Raw genomic sequence first — 14,824 nt, 5'->3', positions numbered from 1 at the left:
TAGAACAAGGAGGTGTGATACTATGGCACAAGACGTTTTATGTGAAGTAAACAACTGTAAATTTTGGGCGAACGGTAATAAATGTAGTGCAGAGGCAATTTACGTAGTAAGTCATAAAGGTAAACATGCATCTACAACGGAAGAAACAGATTGCAAAACATTCGATCCAGAAGTGTAAATTTTTTAAGGGTAGCCAAATCGTGGTTGCCCTTTTATTAATGATAGTATTGATAATAAATATCATTTTCATTCATTGTTTTTAACTTTTCTTGTTATTTTTTCATATTTTCTTCATAAGTGATGTAATCCAACTCAATTCATGTTCAATTCGTGATTTACTAAATTCAATGACTTCAGTAATAAAGGGTGAGGTAACCTCTAGAGACTGAATAGCGGTAAGTTGATTATGTAGTACGTTTTGACGTACAGTCAAAATCTCTTTTCTAGCTTCATATTCAAGTTTTTCAAATAGCGCGATACGAACAAGAAATTCTGCATTATTTGTCGCAAGTTTTTCGGGAAACTCTCGTAACATTTCAGAAAAAATTTCTTCTCCTGTTTCTGTTATATCGTACATATTTCGGTTTGGTTTTCCAACTTGTTTATGTATTTTTTTCGTTATAGCACCCATATTTTCAAAGCGCCGAAGGGCAGGGTAAAGCATGTTGTGATTTAACTCAAAATTCTCACCTAAACGATTTTGAACATTTTTTTTGATTTCATATCCATGTTTTGGTCCTGTCGTTAATTCTGCTAGCAGTAAAATGTCAACGTACATAAAAATCCCCCTTATATATTTCTCAAGTTCTCTAATGAAAAATCTCTTTTTGTATATGTTAAAATAACATATGATAGTTTATACAACTTTGAACTGCCGACCTATCACTTTTATTGTAAAAGAAAAGGGAGGAAAGAACTATGGCTTCACCTGAAAATGTTATTTTAGTTCATGAAATTTCAAAGCTGAAAACAAAAGAAGAATTATGGAATCCATATGAATGGTATCGTTTGATGAGGGATAATCACCCAGTTCATTATGATGAAGAGCAGGATGTATGGAATGTTTTTTTATATGATGATGTAAATCGTGTTTTATCAGATTATCGCTTATTTTCAAGTAGAAGGGAGCGCAGACAATTCTCAATCCCTCCTTTAGAAACTAGAATAAATATAAACTCTACAGATCCACCAGAACATCGCAATGTACGTTCCATTGTTTCTAAGGCATTTACTCCAAGAAGTTTAGAACAGTGGAAACCTCGAATACAGGCTATCGCAGATGAACTTGTACAACATATCGAAAAATGTAGTGAAGTTAATATCGTTGAACAGTTTGCTGCACCTTTACCTGTTACCGTTATTTCTGATTTATTAGGAGTCCCAACAACAGATCGTAAAAAAATTAAAGAATGGTCTGATATTTTATTTATGCCGTATAGTAAAGAAAAGTTTAATGATCTGGATGCCGAGAAAGGGATAGCATTAAATGAATTCAAAGCATACCTTTTACCGATTGTTCAGGAAAAGAGATATCATTTAACCGATGATATCATATCTGATTTAATTCGAGCTGAATATGAAGGCGAAAGATTAACCGATGAGGAAATTGTAACCTTTTCATTAGGTTTACTAGCGGCTGGGAATGAAACCACTACAAATTTAATTATTAATAGCTTTTATTGCTTTTTAGTAGATTCACCTGGAATTTATGAAGAGTTAAGAAAAGAACCTAACTTAATTTCAAAAGCGATTGAGGAAGTATTACGCTATCGCTTTCCTGTTACATTGGCCCGGAGGATTACAGAGGATACAAATATATTTGGTCCTTTAATGAAAAAGGATCAGATGATTGTTGCGTGGGTTAGTGCAGCGAATTTAGACGAGAAAAAATTTTCACAAGCCTCTCAATTTAATGTACATCGAACAGGAAATGAAAAGCATTTAACCTTTGGGAAAGGTCCTCACTTTTGCTTAGGAGCACCACTTGCACGTTTAGAGGCTGAGATTGCATTAACTACCTTTATAAATACTTTTGAAAAAATAGAGCTATCTCCATCTTTCTGTTTAGAAAAATGTATATTGGAAAATGAACAAACATTAAAATACTTACCTATTCGTTTGAAAGCTAAATAAAAATCTTAACAAGGTGCATACATTTGCATCTTGTTTTTTGTTTCTCAATTGTGAGTTTTCGGTAATTACCTTAATATGGAATTGTATAAAACGTAGAGGAGGATTCTTATGTTGACTTGTAATGGAAGTAAATCATTTCAAAAGTTTATTAAAGGTGTTACAGATCTTATGGAAAACGGTTTATTTGAAGAAGAAATAGTGTGTGGCATTGAAAAGTTACTAGAAGAACTTTTAGAAAAGAAAACATGGCTTCCGTTAGATAAACAGAAGGCCAATTTGACTCAATATGCACGACATTTATTGTATGAAGATCCGCTCAAACGTTTTGAAGTACTAGCTCTCGTATGGAAAGATGGACAATCTACACCTTTACATGATCATGACGGCACATGGGGAGTAGAAGGCGTTTTTTCAGGAAGGATTATGGTGCAGAACTTTATACAAACGAAACAACTTGGAAATTCACTTGTTTATTTAACACATACAGGAAATCTTTATTTGGGAGAAGGAGAAACAGATAAAGTAATTCCACCAGCGGATTGTCATATTCTTGAAATTAGCAAAAATGAAAGCGTTATTACGATTCATGTCTATGGAAAACGGTTAGAAAAGTTTAAAGTATATATCCCAACTGAAGAAAAAAATGTGTACATGTGTGAGACGAAATACATTAGTTATAATTCATAGTTTAAAATCCAAAGCTTTTTTAAAAAGAAAAGCTTTGGATTTTATTTTAAATTATTTCTTGACCTGAAACGCTTTTCATAAATTATAAATAAGAAGTACCTCACGAGGATTGTATGAAAACGATACCTAATAATTAATTAGAACTCGTGTATTTATAGAAAGTGGTGAAGAAATAATGAAATTAATTGCAATTGATTTAGATGGAACTCTTCTTTCGGGGAATAAAATGATAAGTAAAGAAAATGCAGAAGCAATTCGAACATGTCAAGAAGCTGGCCATGTTGTAGCAATTTGTACAGGACGTTCAATTGTTGACATTGAGCGATTATTGTTAGAAGTTGATTTAGAGTGTCCAATCATTGCGGAAAATGGTGCTCTTATATATAAAGATAAAAAAATGATGAAGAGATATCCAATTCAAAATATGCAGGCACTTGAAATTGTAGAATATCTTGAAGAGAATGGTTTATATTATCAGCTCTATACTGATAAAGGTGTGTATGTACCGGATTATGGAGTAGAGAGTGTACGTAATGAAATTGAGCATGTGAAGAATTCAAAAGAAAATTTCGACTTGAAAGAGTTAGAAACAATCGCAGCATTATATCTTGAGCATACAGCGTTTCATAGTGCGGAAAGTTGTAAACCAATTGTAGAAACAGATATACATGTGCATAAACTATTACCATTTTCTTATGAAATTGAGAAATTAAAAAAACTCAAAGAAACATTTCTTCATAATACAGATTTAGCAATTACATCTTCATATTGGCACAATTTAGAGATTAATCATCGAGATGCTCAAAAAGGGAATGGATTATATACTTTAGCAGAACATCTTAATATTCCGGTTGAAAACACTGTAGCGATAGGTGATGGGCTAAACGATGTTTCTATGATGGAAAAAGCGAACATATCAATTGCAATGGGGAATGCAGTAGAAGAAATAAAAGCAATGTGTAAATACGAAACGTTATCAAATGAAGAACATGGTGTGGCACATGCTTTATATAAATATGTAATGTAATTAAAAAAGAAAAAAGAATCCAAATGGATTCTTTTTTCTTTTTTATTAGGGGTAAGGTATTCTATGAGATTCATAGAAGCCTTATTACATTTTATTATATAGAATATATTGGAATAAATGTTTATATTTTTCATAAAAATTGTGAATATTTTATGAACTTTATACTTATTGCATGTTTATACCGCTATTAGTAACGTGTATGACTCTCAAGTGAAAATTCAGTGAATGTATGGAGGAATTCAAGTTACTAGACAATAAGTGAGGAATCAACGAAATATATACTAATTAAAGGTATATTCAGTATATATATTCTTTTCTTATTTTAATTGAAAAATAAAATTTGTTCGAATAATTATTCTACAGCTATATACCTACACTAGCTTTCTTCGTATAATGGAGAAGTATGAATTTTAGATTTGTATTAATTTTACATATTGAGGTGAAAAAGGAATGAATTCGCGGCTAATGGAACTTATTGATGTGAGTACAATAGAAACCATGGCAGAACAATTTTATAAATTAACTAATATATCACATCAACTTCTTGATGCTGAAAAAGAATGTGTTTTTTCATTCGGAATGAATGAGATAAAAAAGAGTAAACTTCCAAAGATTGAAATCCCCATTTTCTTATACAATCAACATTTAGGATCTTTTGTTGTATGGTCCAAAAAAAGTGAAATTTTCAGTTGTCAAAAATACTTTGAAATGCTCTCAAGTTTAATTTTAGATAGCGCAATAAAAGTATTTCAAAGTAAAAATACAACGTTGCTTTCTCAGAAAGAGGAGGAACTACATACGATTTTACAAAACATGCCTGTTATGGTCGATGCGCTTGATTATAATGGAGATTTTGTTTTGTGGAATCGAGAATGCGAAATTGTAACAGGTTATACCGCTGAAGAAATAATTGGAAATCCCAATGCACTGCAATTATTGTATCCTGATCATAATTATCGCCATCAAATACAAAAGAAATTTTTAACTTGTGGAAAAAATTTCAGAGATTGGGAAATGCACTTAACATGTAAAAATGGTGAAATCAAAACAATAATGTGGTCGAATATATCAGAACAGTTTCCTGTAACAGGATATAGTTATTGGGCTGTTGGTGTAGATATTACACATTTAAAAGCGATAGAAGAGCAGTTAAAACAACAAACATCTGAACTGGAATTAATTTTTAAAGCTTTACCAGATTTATGTTTTTTAACAGAAGATGATGGCACAATTATAGATTACAAGGCAGGATCTCCTACAAAGTTTTACGTACCCGCAGAAGCTTTTATGGGAAAAAAGTTTTACGAAGTATTACCATCTTCAGTAGCACAGCAGTTTCAGGAAGCCATTAATCAAGTGAAGGAAAAAGGAACGAATGTAATTGTAGAATATCCACTCACACTTAATGGAAGTATTGATTTCTTTGAGGCTAGGTGCTTACCATTATTACATGATAAAATTATGATTATTGTACGCGACATTACAGAGCGAAAAAAGACAGAAGAATTGCTAAATAAATCAGATACGCTTGCAGCAATTGGTCAATTAGCAGCTGGCGTGGCTCATGAAGTAAGAAATCCTTTAACTGTAATTAAAGGTTTTATACAGTTATTTCAAATTAATAAAGAAGATCAAGAAAAATATTTTGATCTTATGCTCTCTGAAATTGAAAGGATAGAAGCGATCCTGCAAGAATTTCTGGCAATTGCTAAAACAGATGAGATAAATACAGAAAAGAAAAATATTTATCAAATTTTTAAAAATGTCGTATCGTTAATGAATACAAAAGCAATTATGACAAATATTCAAGTTGAACTATTTACGGATGACAAAGATATAATTATTGAATGCTCAGAAAATCAATTGAAACAAGTATTTATTAATATTTTGCAAAATTCAATCGAAGCTATGCCAAATGGTGGGGGAATTTCAATTCACATAAAAGAAATAAATGATGATGGTGTCATCATTCATGTAATAGATGAAGGAATAGGAATACCTGAAGAAAGAATTAAGAGATTAGGTGAACCTTTTTATAGTACGAAAGAAAAAGGGACTGGTATTGGATTAATGTTAAGTTATAAAATTATTGAAAGTCATCAAGGGACAATTAGTATCATGAGCGAGGTTGGTGTCGGGACAACAGTAACTATTTACTTACCGAAAGTACTAAGTAAACAATCTCTTTCTAATTGTGACGACAAATGTATAGCAATACGGACTAGTAGTAATTCTTAAATCAATTAATACCCAATAACAAAGCGATTAGTGAAAACTAAGCTTTTTGTTATTGGGTATTTTTTATATTTAATTTAGTAAACTTTACCTTTTCTTTACCTTTGTTTTAATTTCTATTAAGTTTTAAACATTATATTGATATTTGTACAAAGCAATGTATAGAAATTGTACATTACTTTTAATATAGAAATGTGATTATTATTTGAAATATTGTAAGGAGGAGATTATGACAAGGTGAAAAAGCAAGAGAAGAAAAGTGGTAGAGTAGTACCTCTCCGGTTAAATATTTTATTCCTTTGTGTATTTTTATTATTTTCTGGCATTATTATTCAGTTAGGGAAAGTGCAAATTTTTGATGGAGAAACATATAAAAATGAAGTAGAGAAGAGAGAAAATGCAACCGTTGGTCTTTCTGTACCACGTGGGAAAATATTTGATCGTGAAGGAAATCCAGTAGTTGATAATAAGTCTTTACGTACGATTACATATACAAAGGTGAAAGGTGTAAAGCAAGAAGAAATATTAAAATCAGCAAGACAACTTGCAGACATTATTGAAATGCCGCAAGAAGATATAGACAAGTTAACTGAGACTGATAAGAAAGACTTTTGGATGCAATTAAATCCAGAACTTACTCAAGACTTAGTATCAAAAAAAGAAATAGATAAGTTCCGAGATAAAGATATTACCGGAAAAGAGCTAGACAAAAAAATAGAAGATTTAAAAAGGAAGCGCGTTACAGAAAAAAATCTTCAAGAACTAACGGCTAAAGATATAGAAGTGTTAGCTATTAAAAGTAAAATGACCTCAGGTTTTCAAATGGCACCTCAAATTATTAAAAAGGACGTTAGTGAACAGGAATATGCGGTGATTAGTGAAAATTTAGCGAACCTTCCAGGGGTAGACGCATCAGTTGATTGGGAGAGAATCTATGTAAATGATGGATTATTCCGTTCTGTCCTTGGTAACGTTTCAAATGCTGATGAAGGATTGCCACGTGAACGATTAGATTATTATTTAGTGCGTGATTATAGCCGAAATGATAGGGTCGGCAAAAGTTATATCGAACAGCAATACGAAGATGTACTTCATGGTACAAAAAAAGAAGTAAGAAGCATTGCTGATAAACAAGGAAATACTATTAGAACGGAAACGGTTTCGGAAGGAAAAAGCGGTAAAAATTTAACTTTAACAATAGATATGGAATTGCAAAAAAAAGTAGAGGAGAGCATAGAAAAAATATTAAAACAATATAAAGGATCAGAATCAATGTTAGACCGTGCTTTCGTAGTGATGATGAATCCTAAAAATGGCCAAGTATTATCAATGGCTGGGAAAAGGCTTGTAGAAAAAGACGGGAAAATGGAAGTAGAAGATTATGCTTTAGGCACGCTGACAAGTTCATATGAGCTTGGATCAACGGTTAAAGGTGCGACAGTGTTAACAGGGTTTGAAACAAATGCAATAACTCCTGGAACACATTTTTATGATGCACCTATGAAGTTTAAAGGAACTAAGGAAAAGAAGTCTTGGAAAAATTTTGGTGATATAGACGATCTAAGAGCGTTACAAGTTTCTTCAAACGTTTATATGTTTAATATAGCATTAAAAATTGCTGGCGTGGATTATGTAAAAAATAGTTCACTAGATATTAAACAAGAATATTTTGATAAAATGAGGTATTATTTCAGGCAATTTGGACTAGGTGTACAAACTGGTATTGATTTACCAAATGAAACTGCAGGGCAAATTGGAAAAAAAGATAATCAGCCTGGTTTCTTATTAGATTATTCTATTGGGCAATATGATACGTATACACCACTTCAGCTTGCACAATATATTTCGACTATCGCAAATGGAGGATATCGAATGAAACCACAAATTGTTCAAGAGATTAGAGAACAAACCGTTCAAAAAGATGAGGTTGGTAAAGTAGTACAATCAATAGAACCCGTTGTTTTAAATAGAATCGATATGAAACAAGAATATATTAATCAAGTAAAAGAAGGATTTAGAAAAGTATTTCAAGAAGGAGATGGAACAGGAGTAAGAGCGTTCCAAAAAGCACCATATAAACCAGCTGGTAAAACAGGGACCGCACAAACTGTATATGGTGGAGAAAATGCAATTGGGCGAAATGCGAAAGGCGATCGTAGAGAATGTTATAACTTAACATTAGCTGGATATGCGCCATATGATGATCCAGAAGTAGCATTTTCTGTTGTAGTACCGTGGGTTGAAAATGATAAATCGGGCATTAACTCCGATATTGGAAAAGAAGTTTTAGATGCTTATTTTGATTTGAAAAATAAGCGGTTAACTGGTGAAGCGCCAAAAACAGATGCCTCTAAAGAGAATTAAAATGTACGAAACGTCTCTAGCATTCCTGTAAACTAGAGGCGTTTTTATCTGGGGATAGATTAGAAATGAGGTATATATGAAGCTGTTTATTCTAAAATATTGGAGGAACATATGTAGCTACATATTCATTATAATAGGGGTTATTTTTATTAATAAGTCCTTTTTATTTTGTATGGTAGAAGGAATTTCGATGCAACCTACTTTGAATGAAAAAGATTATATACTTGTTAATAAGGTAAATGTCTGTTTATCGTCTTTTCATCATGGAGATGTTGTCATTATAAAAAAAGAAGACGAGCCTACTTACTATGTGAAACGAATTATTGGATTATCGGGGGATAATATACAACTAAAAAAGGATGAGGTATTTATTAACGGTAAAAAGCGTGATGAGTCGTATATACATTTAGATATGTCACAAGTATCCAATCGTTTTTCAAATTTTAGAGAAATAAAAGTTCCTACGCATAAATTATTTGTGTTAGGTGATAATCGTAATCATAGTAAAGATAGTAGGAATACACTTGGACTTATTGATGAGTCAAATATAATAGGTAAAGTAGAAATGGTATTTTATCCATTTGATCATATAAAATGGATAAAATAATTCTATTAACTATTCACGTTTTATAAAATCAATCATATATTAATAGCATAGGACAAGCAAAAACGCTTGTTCTAACCTCACAGAACACTCCTTATCACGGTTAGGCATCTACATAGGTAGATGCTTTTTTTATGTTGATGACTGAAAATTATTTATCAATATAATGTAGCAAGCATATTAGGACTATTAAGGGAAGATTACTTGTACAAATAACAGTATGCTTAATTAAAACAATGAAATGTAAGGAGTGAGGAATAAGTGCTAAATATTTTAGTGGTTAATTTTCCAGCAGAGGGACATGTAAACCCTACATTAAATTTAGTAAAAGCCTTTACTGAACGAGGGGATAACGTACATTATATTACAACGGCAAACTTTAAGGATAGAATTGAAGATTTAGGAGCTACTGTACATACTCATCCGGATCTATTAAAAGAGATTTCTATTGATGCTGAAACCTCATCTGGGTTAAATGCTTTCTTTCATATGCATGTTCAGACTTCTTTATATATATTAGAAATTACGAAACAATTATGTGAAAGTATAAATTTTGATTTCGTAATGTATGATATATTTGGCGCAGGAGAGTTAGTAAAGGAGTATTTACAAGTTCCAGGTGTAGTGTCCTCACCTATATTTTTAATTCCGCCAGAATTTTTGAAGACATTACCTTTTCATCCAAATGCAGATATGCCATTCCAACCAGAGGAAATCTCTGAAAAATTACTAAATCAGATGGAACATAAATTTGGAGTAAAACCAAAGAATAATCTTCAATTTATGAATAATAAAGGTGATGTTTGTCTCGTATACACAAGTCGTTATTTCCAACCTAATAGCGAATCGTTCGGAGAAAATAACATTTTTATTGGACCGAGTATTTCAAAGCGGAAAACAAATATAAAATTTCCACTGGAATCACTTAAAGAAAAGAAAGTTATTTACATTTCAATGGGAACACTGCTTGAAGGACTCGAACCATTCTTTAATACTTGTATTGATACTTTTTCAGATTTTGATGGGATAGTTGTAATGGCAATTGGTGATAGAAATGATATTTCAAAAATAAAGCAAACGCCAGATAATTTTATAATTGCTCCATACGTACCTCAATCAGAAATATTAAATGAAGCAGATGTTTTTATTACACATGGCGGTATGAATAGCGTACACGATGCCATTCATTATAATGTCCCATTTGTAATAATACCGCATGATAAAGACCAGCCAATGATAGCGCAAAGATTAACTGAGCTTGAAGCGGCACATAGACTATTGAAAGAACATGTTAATGTGCACACTTTAAAAGAGGCCGTAACAGATGTTCTTTCAAATGAAAAGTATAAACATGGTATAAGAAAACTTAATGATAGCTTTTTAGAATGTGGTGGTTCAAAAGAAGCAATTGCAGTTATTGAATCTCTTTTAAATAAAGTAAAACTTTAATCGGTAGGGATTTTACTACCCGTAAATAGCGGGATAAATAGTCGTAACTGTATACAAGCATAGAGGTTCTCACCTTTATGCTTGTATATTCTTATCCAGCAAATTGCACAGCAGTATTTGCGTGTAAAAAAGCAGTATCAAAAACGGGAACAGTAAGATCATTTTGGGAGATAAGTAAAGGTATTTCAGTACAGCCTAATAATATACCTTCAGCGCCGTTTTGAATTAATGATTTTGTAATTTGTAATAACTTTTCTTTAGATGTTTCTGAAATGATCCCTCTACTTAATTCATCTAATATGACATGGTGGATAAAGGTTCTTTCCTCTTCATTTGGGATAATTGTCTCAATGTTATATTTCGCTAATCGTGATTTATAGAAATCTTGCTCCATCGTTTGTTTTGTTCCTAATAGTCCGATACGTTTTATACTCTGTTCTACCATTTCTTTAGCACTTACATCACCAATGTGAAGAAGCGGGATAGATATTGCTTGTTCTACTTCCTCGGCAAATAGATGTACGGTATTTGAACACATTAATAAACATTCAGCCCCAGATTTTTCAACTTTCTTTGCAACTGTAACTAGTTCATTTTTCACTTCTTCATATTGATGGTTTTGTAATAAAGTAGTTACTTCACCAAAGTCCATACTATATAAAACTAACTTTGCATTTTGATCGTATTGAGAGAGTGTAAGTGTATTAATATGTTTATAGTATAATGATGTAGATTCCCAACTTAATCCTCCAATCAAACCAATAACTTTCATAATGCATTCCTCCCGAAACGATTTTGAATTTATTATTTCATAATTCCGATAAGAATACAATGATTTAAATGATCTATTTAACAAAAAATAAAAATAGTAAGAAAAGTGTTGAAATTTACATTCTTTAGTGCCATAATACGAATTACAAATTAATACTTATCCAGAGAGGTGGAGGGAACGGCCCTAAGAAACCTCAGCAACCCCTATGCAATTTTATAGGAAGGTGCTAATTCCGCAGAGGACACGATGTGTTTTTTGAAAGATAAGAGGATTCTTGAATGTGAAAGAAAATGACCTCTTATGTAAGAGGTCATTTTTTTGTTGTATAGAAAGGGAGTGTCGATGCATAATTCATTTTTAAATTAAATATAGAGTAATAAAAGTTGACTAATATGAGAGGGGAATTGTCATGAACAAATTATCAACAAAGTTAGTAGTAGCAATCGGTATTGGAGCAGCATTATACGGGGTATTAGGACTTTGGGGATTTTCTATTGCACCGAATACATTTATTAAACCAGCATTAGCTATATTAACTGTTTTTGGAGCATTATTTGGTCCAGTGGCAGGTCTGTTAATCGGACTTATCGGTCATACCGTAACAGATACGATTGCTGGCTGGGGTATTTGGTGGGGCTGGGTTATTAGTTCAGGTATTATTGGTTTTTCAATGGGGCTTATTCAAAAAAGAGTTGGTTTTAGTGTGAAAAACGGGTCATTTAACAAGGGGGATATTTCTTATTTAGCAATTACTGGGCTAGTTGGTATTGTCATTGCTATTATATTTGCTGGGGCATTCGATATTATTGTGATGGGAGAACCATTTGACAAAATTGTTATACAAGTATTAGGAGCAACAATTTCCGATGTCATCGTTTTCTTAGTACTTGGATTGCCACTTACAATTGGTTTGGCGAAATCCAATAAGAAACATACACATTTAAAAATTGAAAAGTAGGGATGTTAACATGCAACCAATTATTTCGTTTGAACAATTCACCTTTCAATATGGGCATGCTGTGCAGCCTACTTTAAGTGATATTACCTTTCATATATACCCTGGGGAAAAAGTGCTAATTGCTGGACGAAGTGGCTCAGGAAAGTCGACATTAGCTCATTGTATAAATGGGCTAATCCCATTTTCTTACGAAGGGAATAGTACAGGTAACGTTTTAATTGCCGGTAAAGATCCGAGGGAAGGAAGTATTTTTGAACAAAGTAAACAGGTAGGAACAATTTTGCAAGATCAAGATGCTCAATTTATTGGTCTGACAGTAGAAGAAGATGTAGCTTTTTATTTAGAAAATGAATGTGTAAAGCAAGATGACATGAAAAAGATTGTTTCGGACTCATTAAGAAAGGTGAAGATGCATACGTTTCATAAACAAAGTCCACATGAATTATCAGGAGGTCAAAAGCAAACAGTTTCTCTAGCGGGTTTATTAACAACAAATGCGGATATATTATTGTTCGATGAACCGTTAGCTAATTTAGATCCACTAAGCGCCTTACATACGATAAAACTTATGAAAGATATACATGAACAATATAATAAAACGATTGTTATTATCGAACATAGAATAGAAGAAATTTTAAACCTGGATTTAGACAAAGTTATATTAATTGATGAAGGTAAAGTCATTGCGATAGGAACACCAAAAGAAATCTTAGCGTCAAATATATTACCACGTATCGGCTTAAGAGAGCCTATTTACATCGAAGCATTAAAGAGATTACATTTTGATAGTAATAATGACGTAATATATCCAATGGAAAACCTTCAAAAAGAAAAGGTAAGCAACGTTATAAAAGAGTGGATGGAGAAACAAGTCATATTAAAAGGGAATACTAAAAACAAGGAATTACTTAAAGTGGAGAATTTATCATTTTCATACTCTAATAAACAAAAAGTATTAGAAAATGTAAACCTTTCAATATATGAAGGAGAAATTGTGGCACTGTTAGGACATAATGGAGCAGGGAAATCAACATTAGCTCATAGTCTTATAGGCATAAACAAAATGAAAAATGGGAAAATCTTGTTAAAAGGTGAAGATATTAGTTCTTGGTCTATTCGTAAACGTGGGGAAATCATATCTTACGTGATGCAAAATCCAAATCATATGATTACACAGCCTACTGTTTTTGAAGAAGTTTCATTTACATTAACATTACATAATTTTTCTAAGGAAGAAATTAAGAATAGAGTAGAAGGAACTTTAAAAATTTGTGGTTTATATCCATTTCGTAATTGGCCAATTCAAGCACTAAGCTATGGGCAAAAAAAGAGATTAACAATCGCATCTGTATTAACAACAAATCCTAAACTTATCATATTAGATGAACCGACAGCGGGACAAGATTATTATCACTATAAACAATTTATGTCTTTTATTAAAAACCTAGCTAAAAAGGGAATTTCATTTGTTTTTATCACTCACGATATGAATCTCGCGCTAGAATATACAGACCGTGCAGTAGTTCTACATGAAGGGAAAATTATTGCGGATAATACAGTGTTTGATGTATTAGGCGATCAAGAAACGTTACAAAGAGCCAACTTAAGAGAGAGTTCTTTAACCAAGCTTGTTAAATTTAGTGGGATTGCATGTCCAGAAAAATTTATGGAGCTTTATTTAGACAGTAATAGGAGGGAGGAAGGTGCATAGTACATATTTTCATCGTATGGATGGGATAGTGAAATTGTTTTTATTTATTTTTTGTATGACGCTTACTTTTTTGTTTTTTGATTTTCGGGTGTTGCTAATATTATTTATTATTGGGTGTATCGGGCTCAGCATTGCTAAAATTCCATTTCGTAAAATTTTAATTGTTTTTAGTGTCATATTTACATTTAGTTTATTAAACTCTGTCATGATTTTATTGATTACACCAACTCATGGATCTGAATTAACTGAATCATATACCGCGTTTTTACATGTTGGATATGCAACGATTACATATGAAACATTATTTTATGCAGCTACACTTTCATTAAAGTATTTTACGTTATTACCATTTACACTTCTTTTTATTTACACGACAGATCCAAGTGAATTTGTAAGTAACTTAAGTAAACTTGGTATTCATTATAAGATTACTTATGCAATAAATATTGCACTACGTTATATTCCTGACATCCAGTCTGAGTATAAAATTATTAAACACGCGCAAGAAGCGAGAGGAGTGGCTTTTGAAAAAGGAGAAGCAAGTTTATGGGTTCGTATGAAGAACCGTGTTTTAATTTTCTGGCCACTAATCATTCATTCTCTAGAAAGAATAGATACGGTTTCAAATGCAATGGATTTAAGAGGATTTGGAAAGAAGGATAAACGTACATGGTTTTATACAAGTAAGGCGAAACGTGAAGATTTCATCGCTTTATTTGCCGGTATTTTCATATTTATTGTTGCGGTATATTTAAAATTAAACGTATTTCAAAACTTTTGGTATCCATTTTAAAGCACTCTTACATGAGTGCTTTTACTTATTTTTATGTAGACATGCTCAAAAAAGGGATATACACATAATGTATAATACGAACCAGTTAAAA

The 14,824-nt window shown here is 32.0% G+C and carries 13 protein-coding genes and 1 riboswitch; of the genes, 11 read left to right on the top strand and 2 right to left on the bottom strand.

The window, feature by feature from the left end; genetic code table 11:
- Positions 1–22 precede the first annotated feature (22 nt).
- Entirely contained in the window at positions 23–178 is a 156-nt protein-coding gene (locus GBN91_RS23140; protein WP_000046095.1) for a DUF1540 domain-containing protein, read from the top strand.
- Positions 179–280: 102 nt separating this feature from the next.
- Here GBN91_RS23140 and GBN91_RS23135 read toward each other — a convergent pair whose 3' ends face one another.
- Complete coding sequence (locus GBN91_RS23135) at positions 281–778, bottom strand: PadR family transcriptional regulator (protein ID WP_000289121.1); 498 nt, start codon at positions 776–778, stop codon at positions 281–283.
- A gap of 140 nt (positions 779–918) precedes the next feature.
- On the opposite strand from GBN91_RS23135, the gene GBN91_RS23130 reads away from it, so the two are divergent.
- The 7 genes from GBN91_RS23130 to GBN91_RS23100 all read left to right on the top strand — a co-directional run bounded on the left by GBN91_RS23130 (position 919) and on the right by GBN91_RS23100 (position 10,499).
- Positions 919–2,133, top strand: a complete 1,215-nt coding sequence (locus GBN91_RS23130) for a cytochrome P450 (protein WP_000168013.1) — start codon at positions 919–921, stop codon at positions 2,131–2,133.
- A gap of 108 nt (positions 2,134–2,241) precedes the next feature.
- Positions 2,242–2,820 (top strand): cysteine dioxygenase family protein, encoded by a 579-nt coding sequence (locus GBN91_RS23125; protein WP_000954437.1) that lies wholly within the window; start codon positions 2,242–2,244, stop codon positions 2,818–2,820.
- Between the two features lie 175 nt (positions 2,821–2,995).
- Positions 2,996–3,847: a Cof-type HAD-IIB family hydrolase gene (locus GBN91_RS23120; protein WP_000766385.1), complete on the top strand. Its 852-nt coding sequence runs from the start codon at positions 2,996–2,998 to the stop codon at positions 3,845–3,847.
- A gap of 450 nt (positions 3,848–4,297) precedes the next feature.
- The gene (locus GBN91_RS23115; protein ID WP_001088559.1) at positions 4,298–6,085 is read left to right on the top strand and encodes an ATP-binding protein; all 1,788 of its coding nucleotides are present in this window, start codon (positions 4,298–4,300) and stop codon (positions 6,083–6,085) included.
- Between the two features lie 234 nt (positions 6,086–6,319).
- Entirely contained in the window at positions 6,320–8,446 is a 2,127-nt protein-coding gene (locus GBN91_RS23110) for a peptidoglycan D,D-transpeptidase FtsI family protein (RefSeq protein ID WP_152122454.1), read from the top strand.
- A gap of 76 nt (positions 8,447–8,522) precedes the next feature.
- Positions 8,523–9,053, top strand: coding sequence for a signal peptidase I (lepB, locus tag GBN91_RS23105; protein ID WP_152122452.1), 531 nt, complete (start codon positions 8,523–8,525; stop codon positions 9,051–9,053).
- Between the two features lie 258 nt (positions 9,054–9,311).
- Positions 9,312–10,499 carry a macrolide family glycosyltransferase gene (locus GBN91_RS23100; RefSeq protein WP_152122450.1) on the top strand — a complete coding sequence of 396 codons (1,188 nt, stop codon included), beginning with the start codon at positions 9,312–9,314 and terminating at the stop codon, positions 10,497–10,499.
- 91 nt (positions 10,500–10,590) lie between these two features.
- On the opposite strand, the gene GBN91_RS23095 is transcribed toward GBN91_RS23100, so the two are convergent.
- Positions 10,591–11,271 carry an aspartate/glutamate racemase family protein gene (locus tag GBN91_RS23095; protein WP_000864399.1) on the bottom strand — a complete coding sequence of 227 codons (681 nt, stop codon included), beginning with the start codon at positions 11,269–11,271 and terminating at the stop codon, positions 10,591–10,593.
- A gap of 153 nt (positions 11,272–11,424) precedes the next feature.
- Positions 11,425–11,540: riboswitch (SAM riboswitch) on the top strand.
- A 140-nt stretch (positions 11,541–11,680) separates the two neighbouring features.
- On the opposite strand from GBN91_RS23095, the gene GBN91_RS23090 reads away from it, so the two are divergent.
- Genes GBN91_RS23090 through GBN91_RS23080 form a run of 3 tightly spaced genes read left to right on the top strand, consistent with a single transcriptional unit; the run spans position 11,681 to position 14,733 of the window.
- On the top strand, positions 11,681–12,229 hold the full coding sequence (locus GBN91_RS23090; RefSeq protein WP_152122448.1) for an ECF-type riboflavin transporter substrate-binding protein: 549 nt from the start codon (positions 11,681–11,683) through the stop codon (positions 12,227–12,229).
- 10 nt (positions 12,230–12,239) lie between these two features.
- Positions 12,240–13,940 carry an ABC transporter ATP-binding protein gene (locus tag GBN91_RS23085; protein WP_053513675.1) on the top strand — a complete coding sequence of 567 codons (1,701 nt, stop codon included), beginning with the start codon at positions 12,240–12,242 and terminating at the stop codon, positions 13,938–13,940.
- The gene (locus GBN91_RS23080; protein WP_000556362.1) at positions 13,933–14,733 is read left to right on the top strand and encodes an energy-coupling factor transporter transmembrane component T family protein; all 801 of its coding nucleotides are present in this window, start codon (positions 13,933–13,935) and stop codon (positions 14,731–14,733) included. Before GBN91_RS23085 ends, GBN91_RS23080 begins: the two co-directional genes overlap by 8 nt.
- Positions 14,734–14,824: the final 91 nt, after the last annotated feature.

Source organism: Bacillus sp. B1-WWTP-T-0.5-Post-4, assembly GCF_009183795.1.
GTDB lineage: Bacteria > Bacillota > Bacilli > Bacillales > Bacillaceae_G > Bacillus_A > Bacillus_A cereus.
The sequence above is the reverse complement of the archived record's forward strand: the minus strand, read 5'-3'. Positions and strand labels throughout refer to the sequence as shown.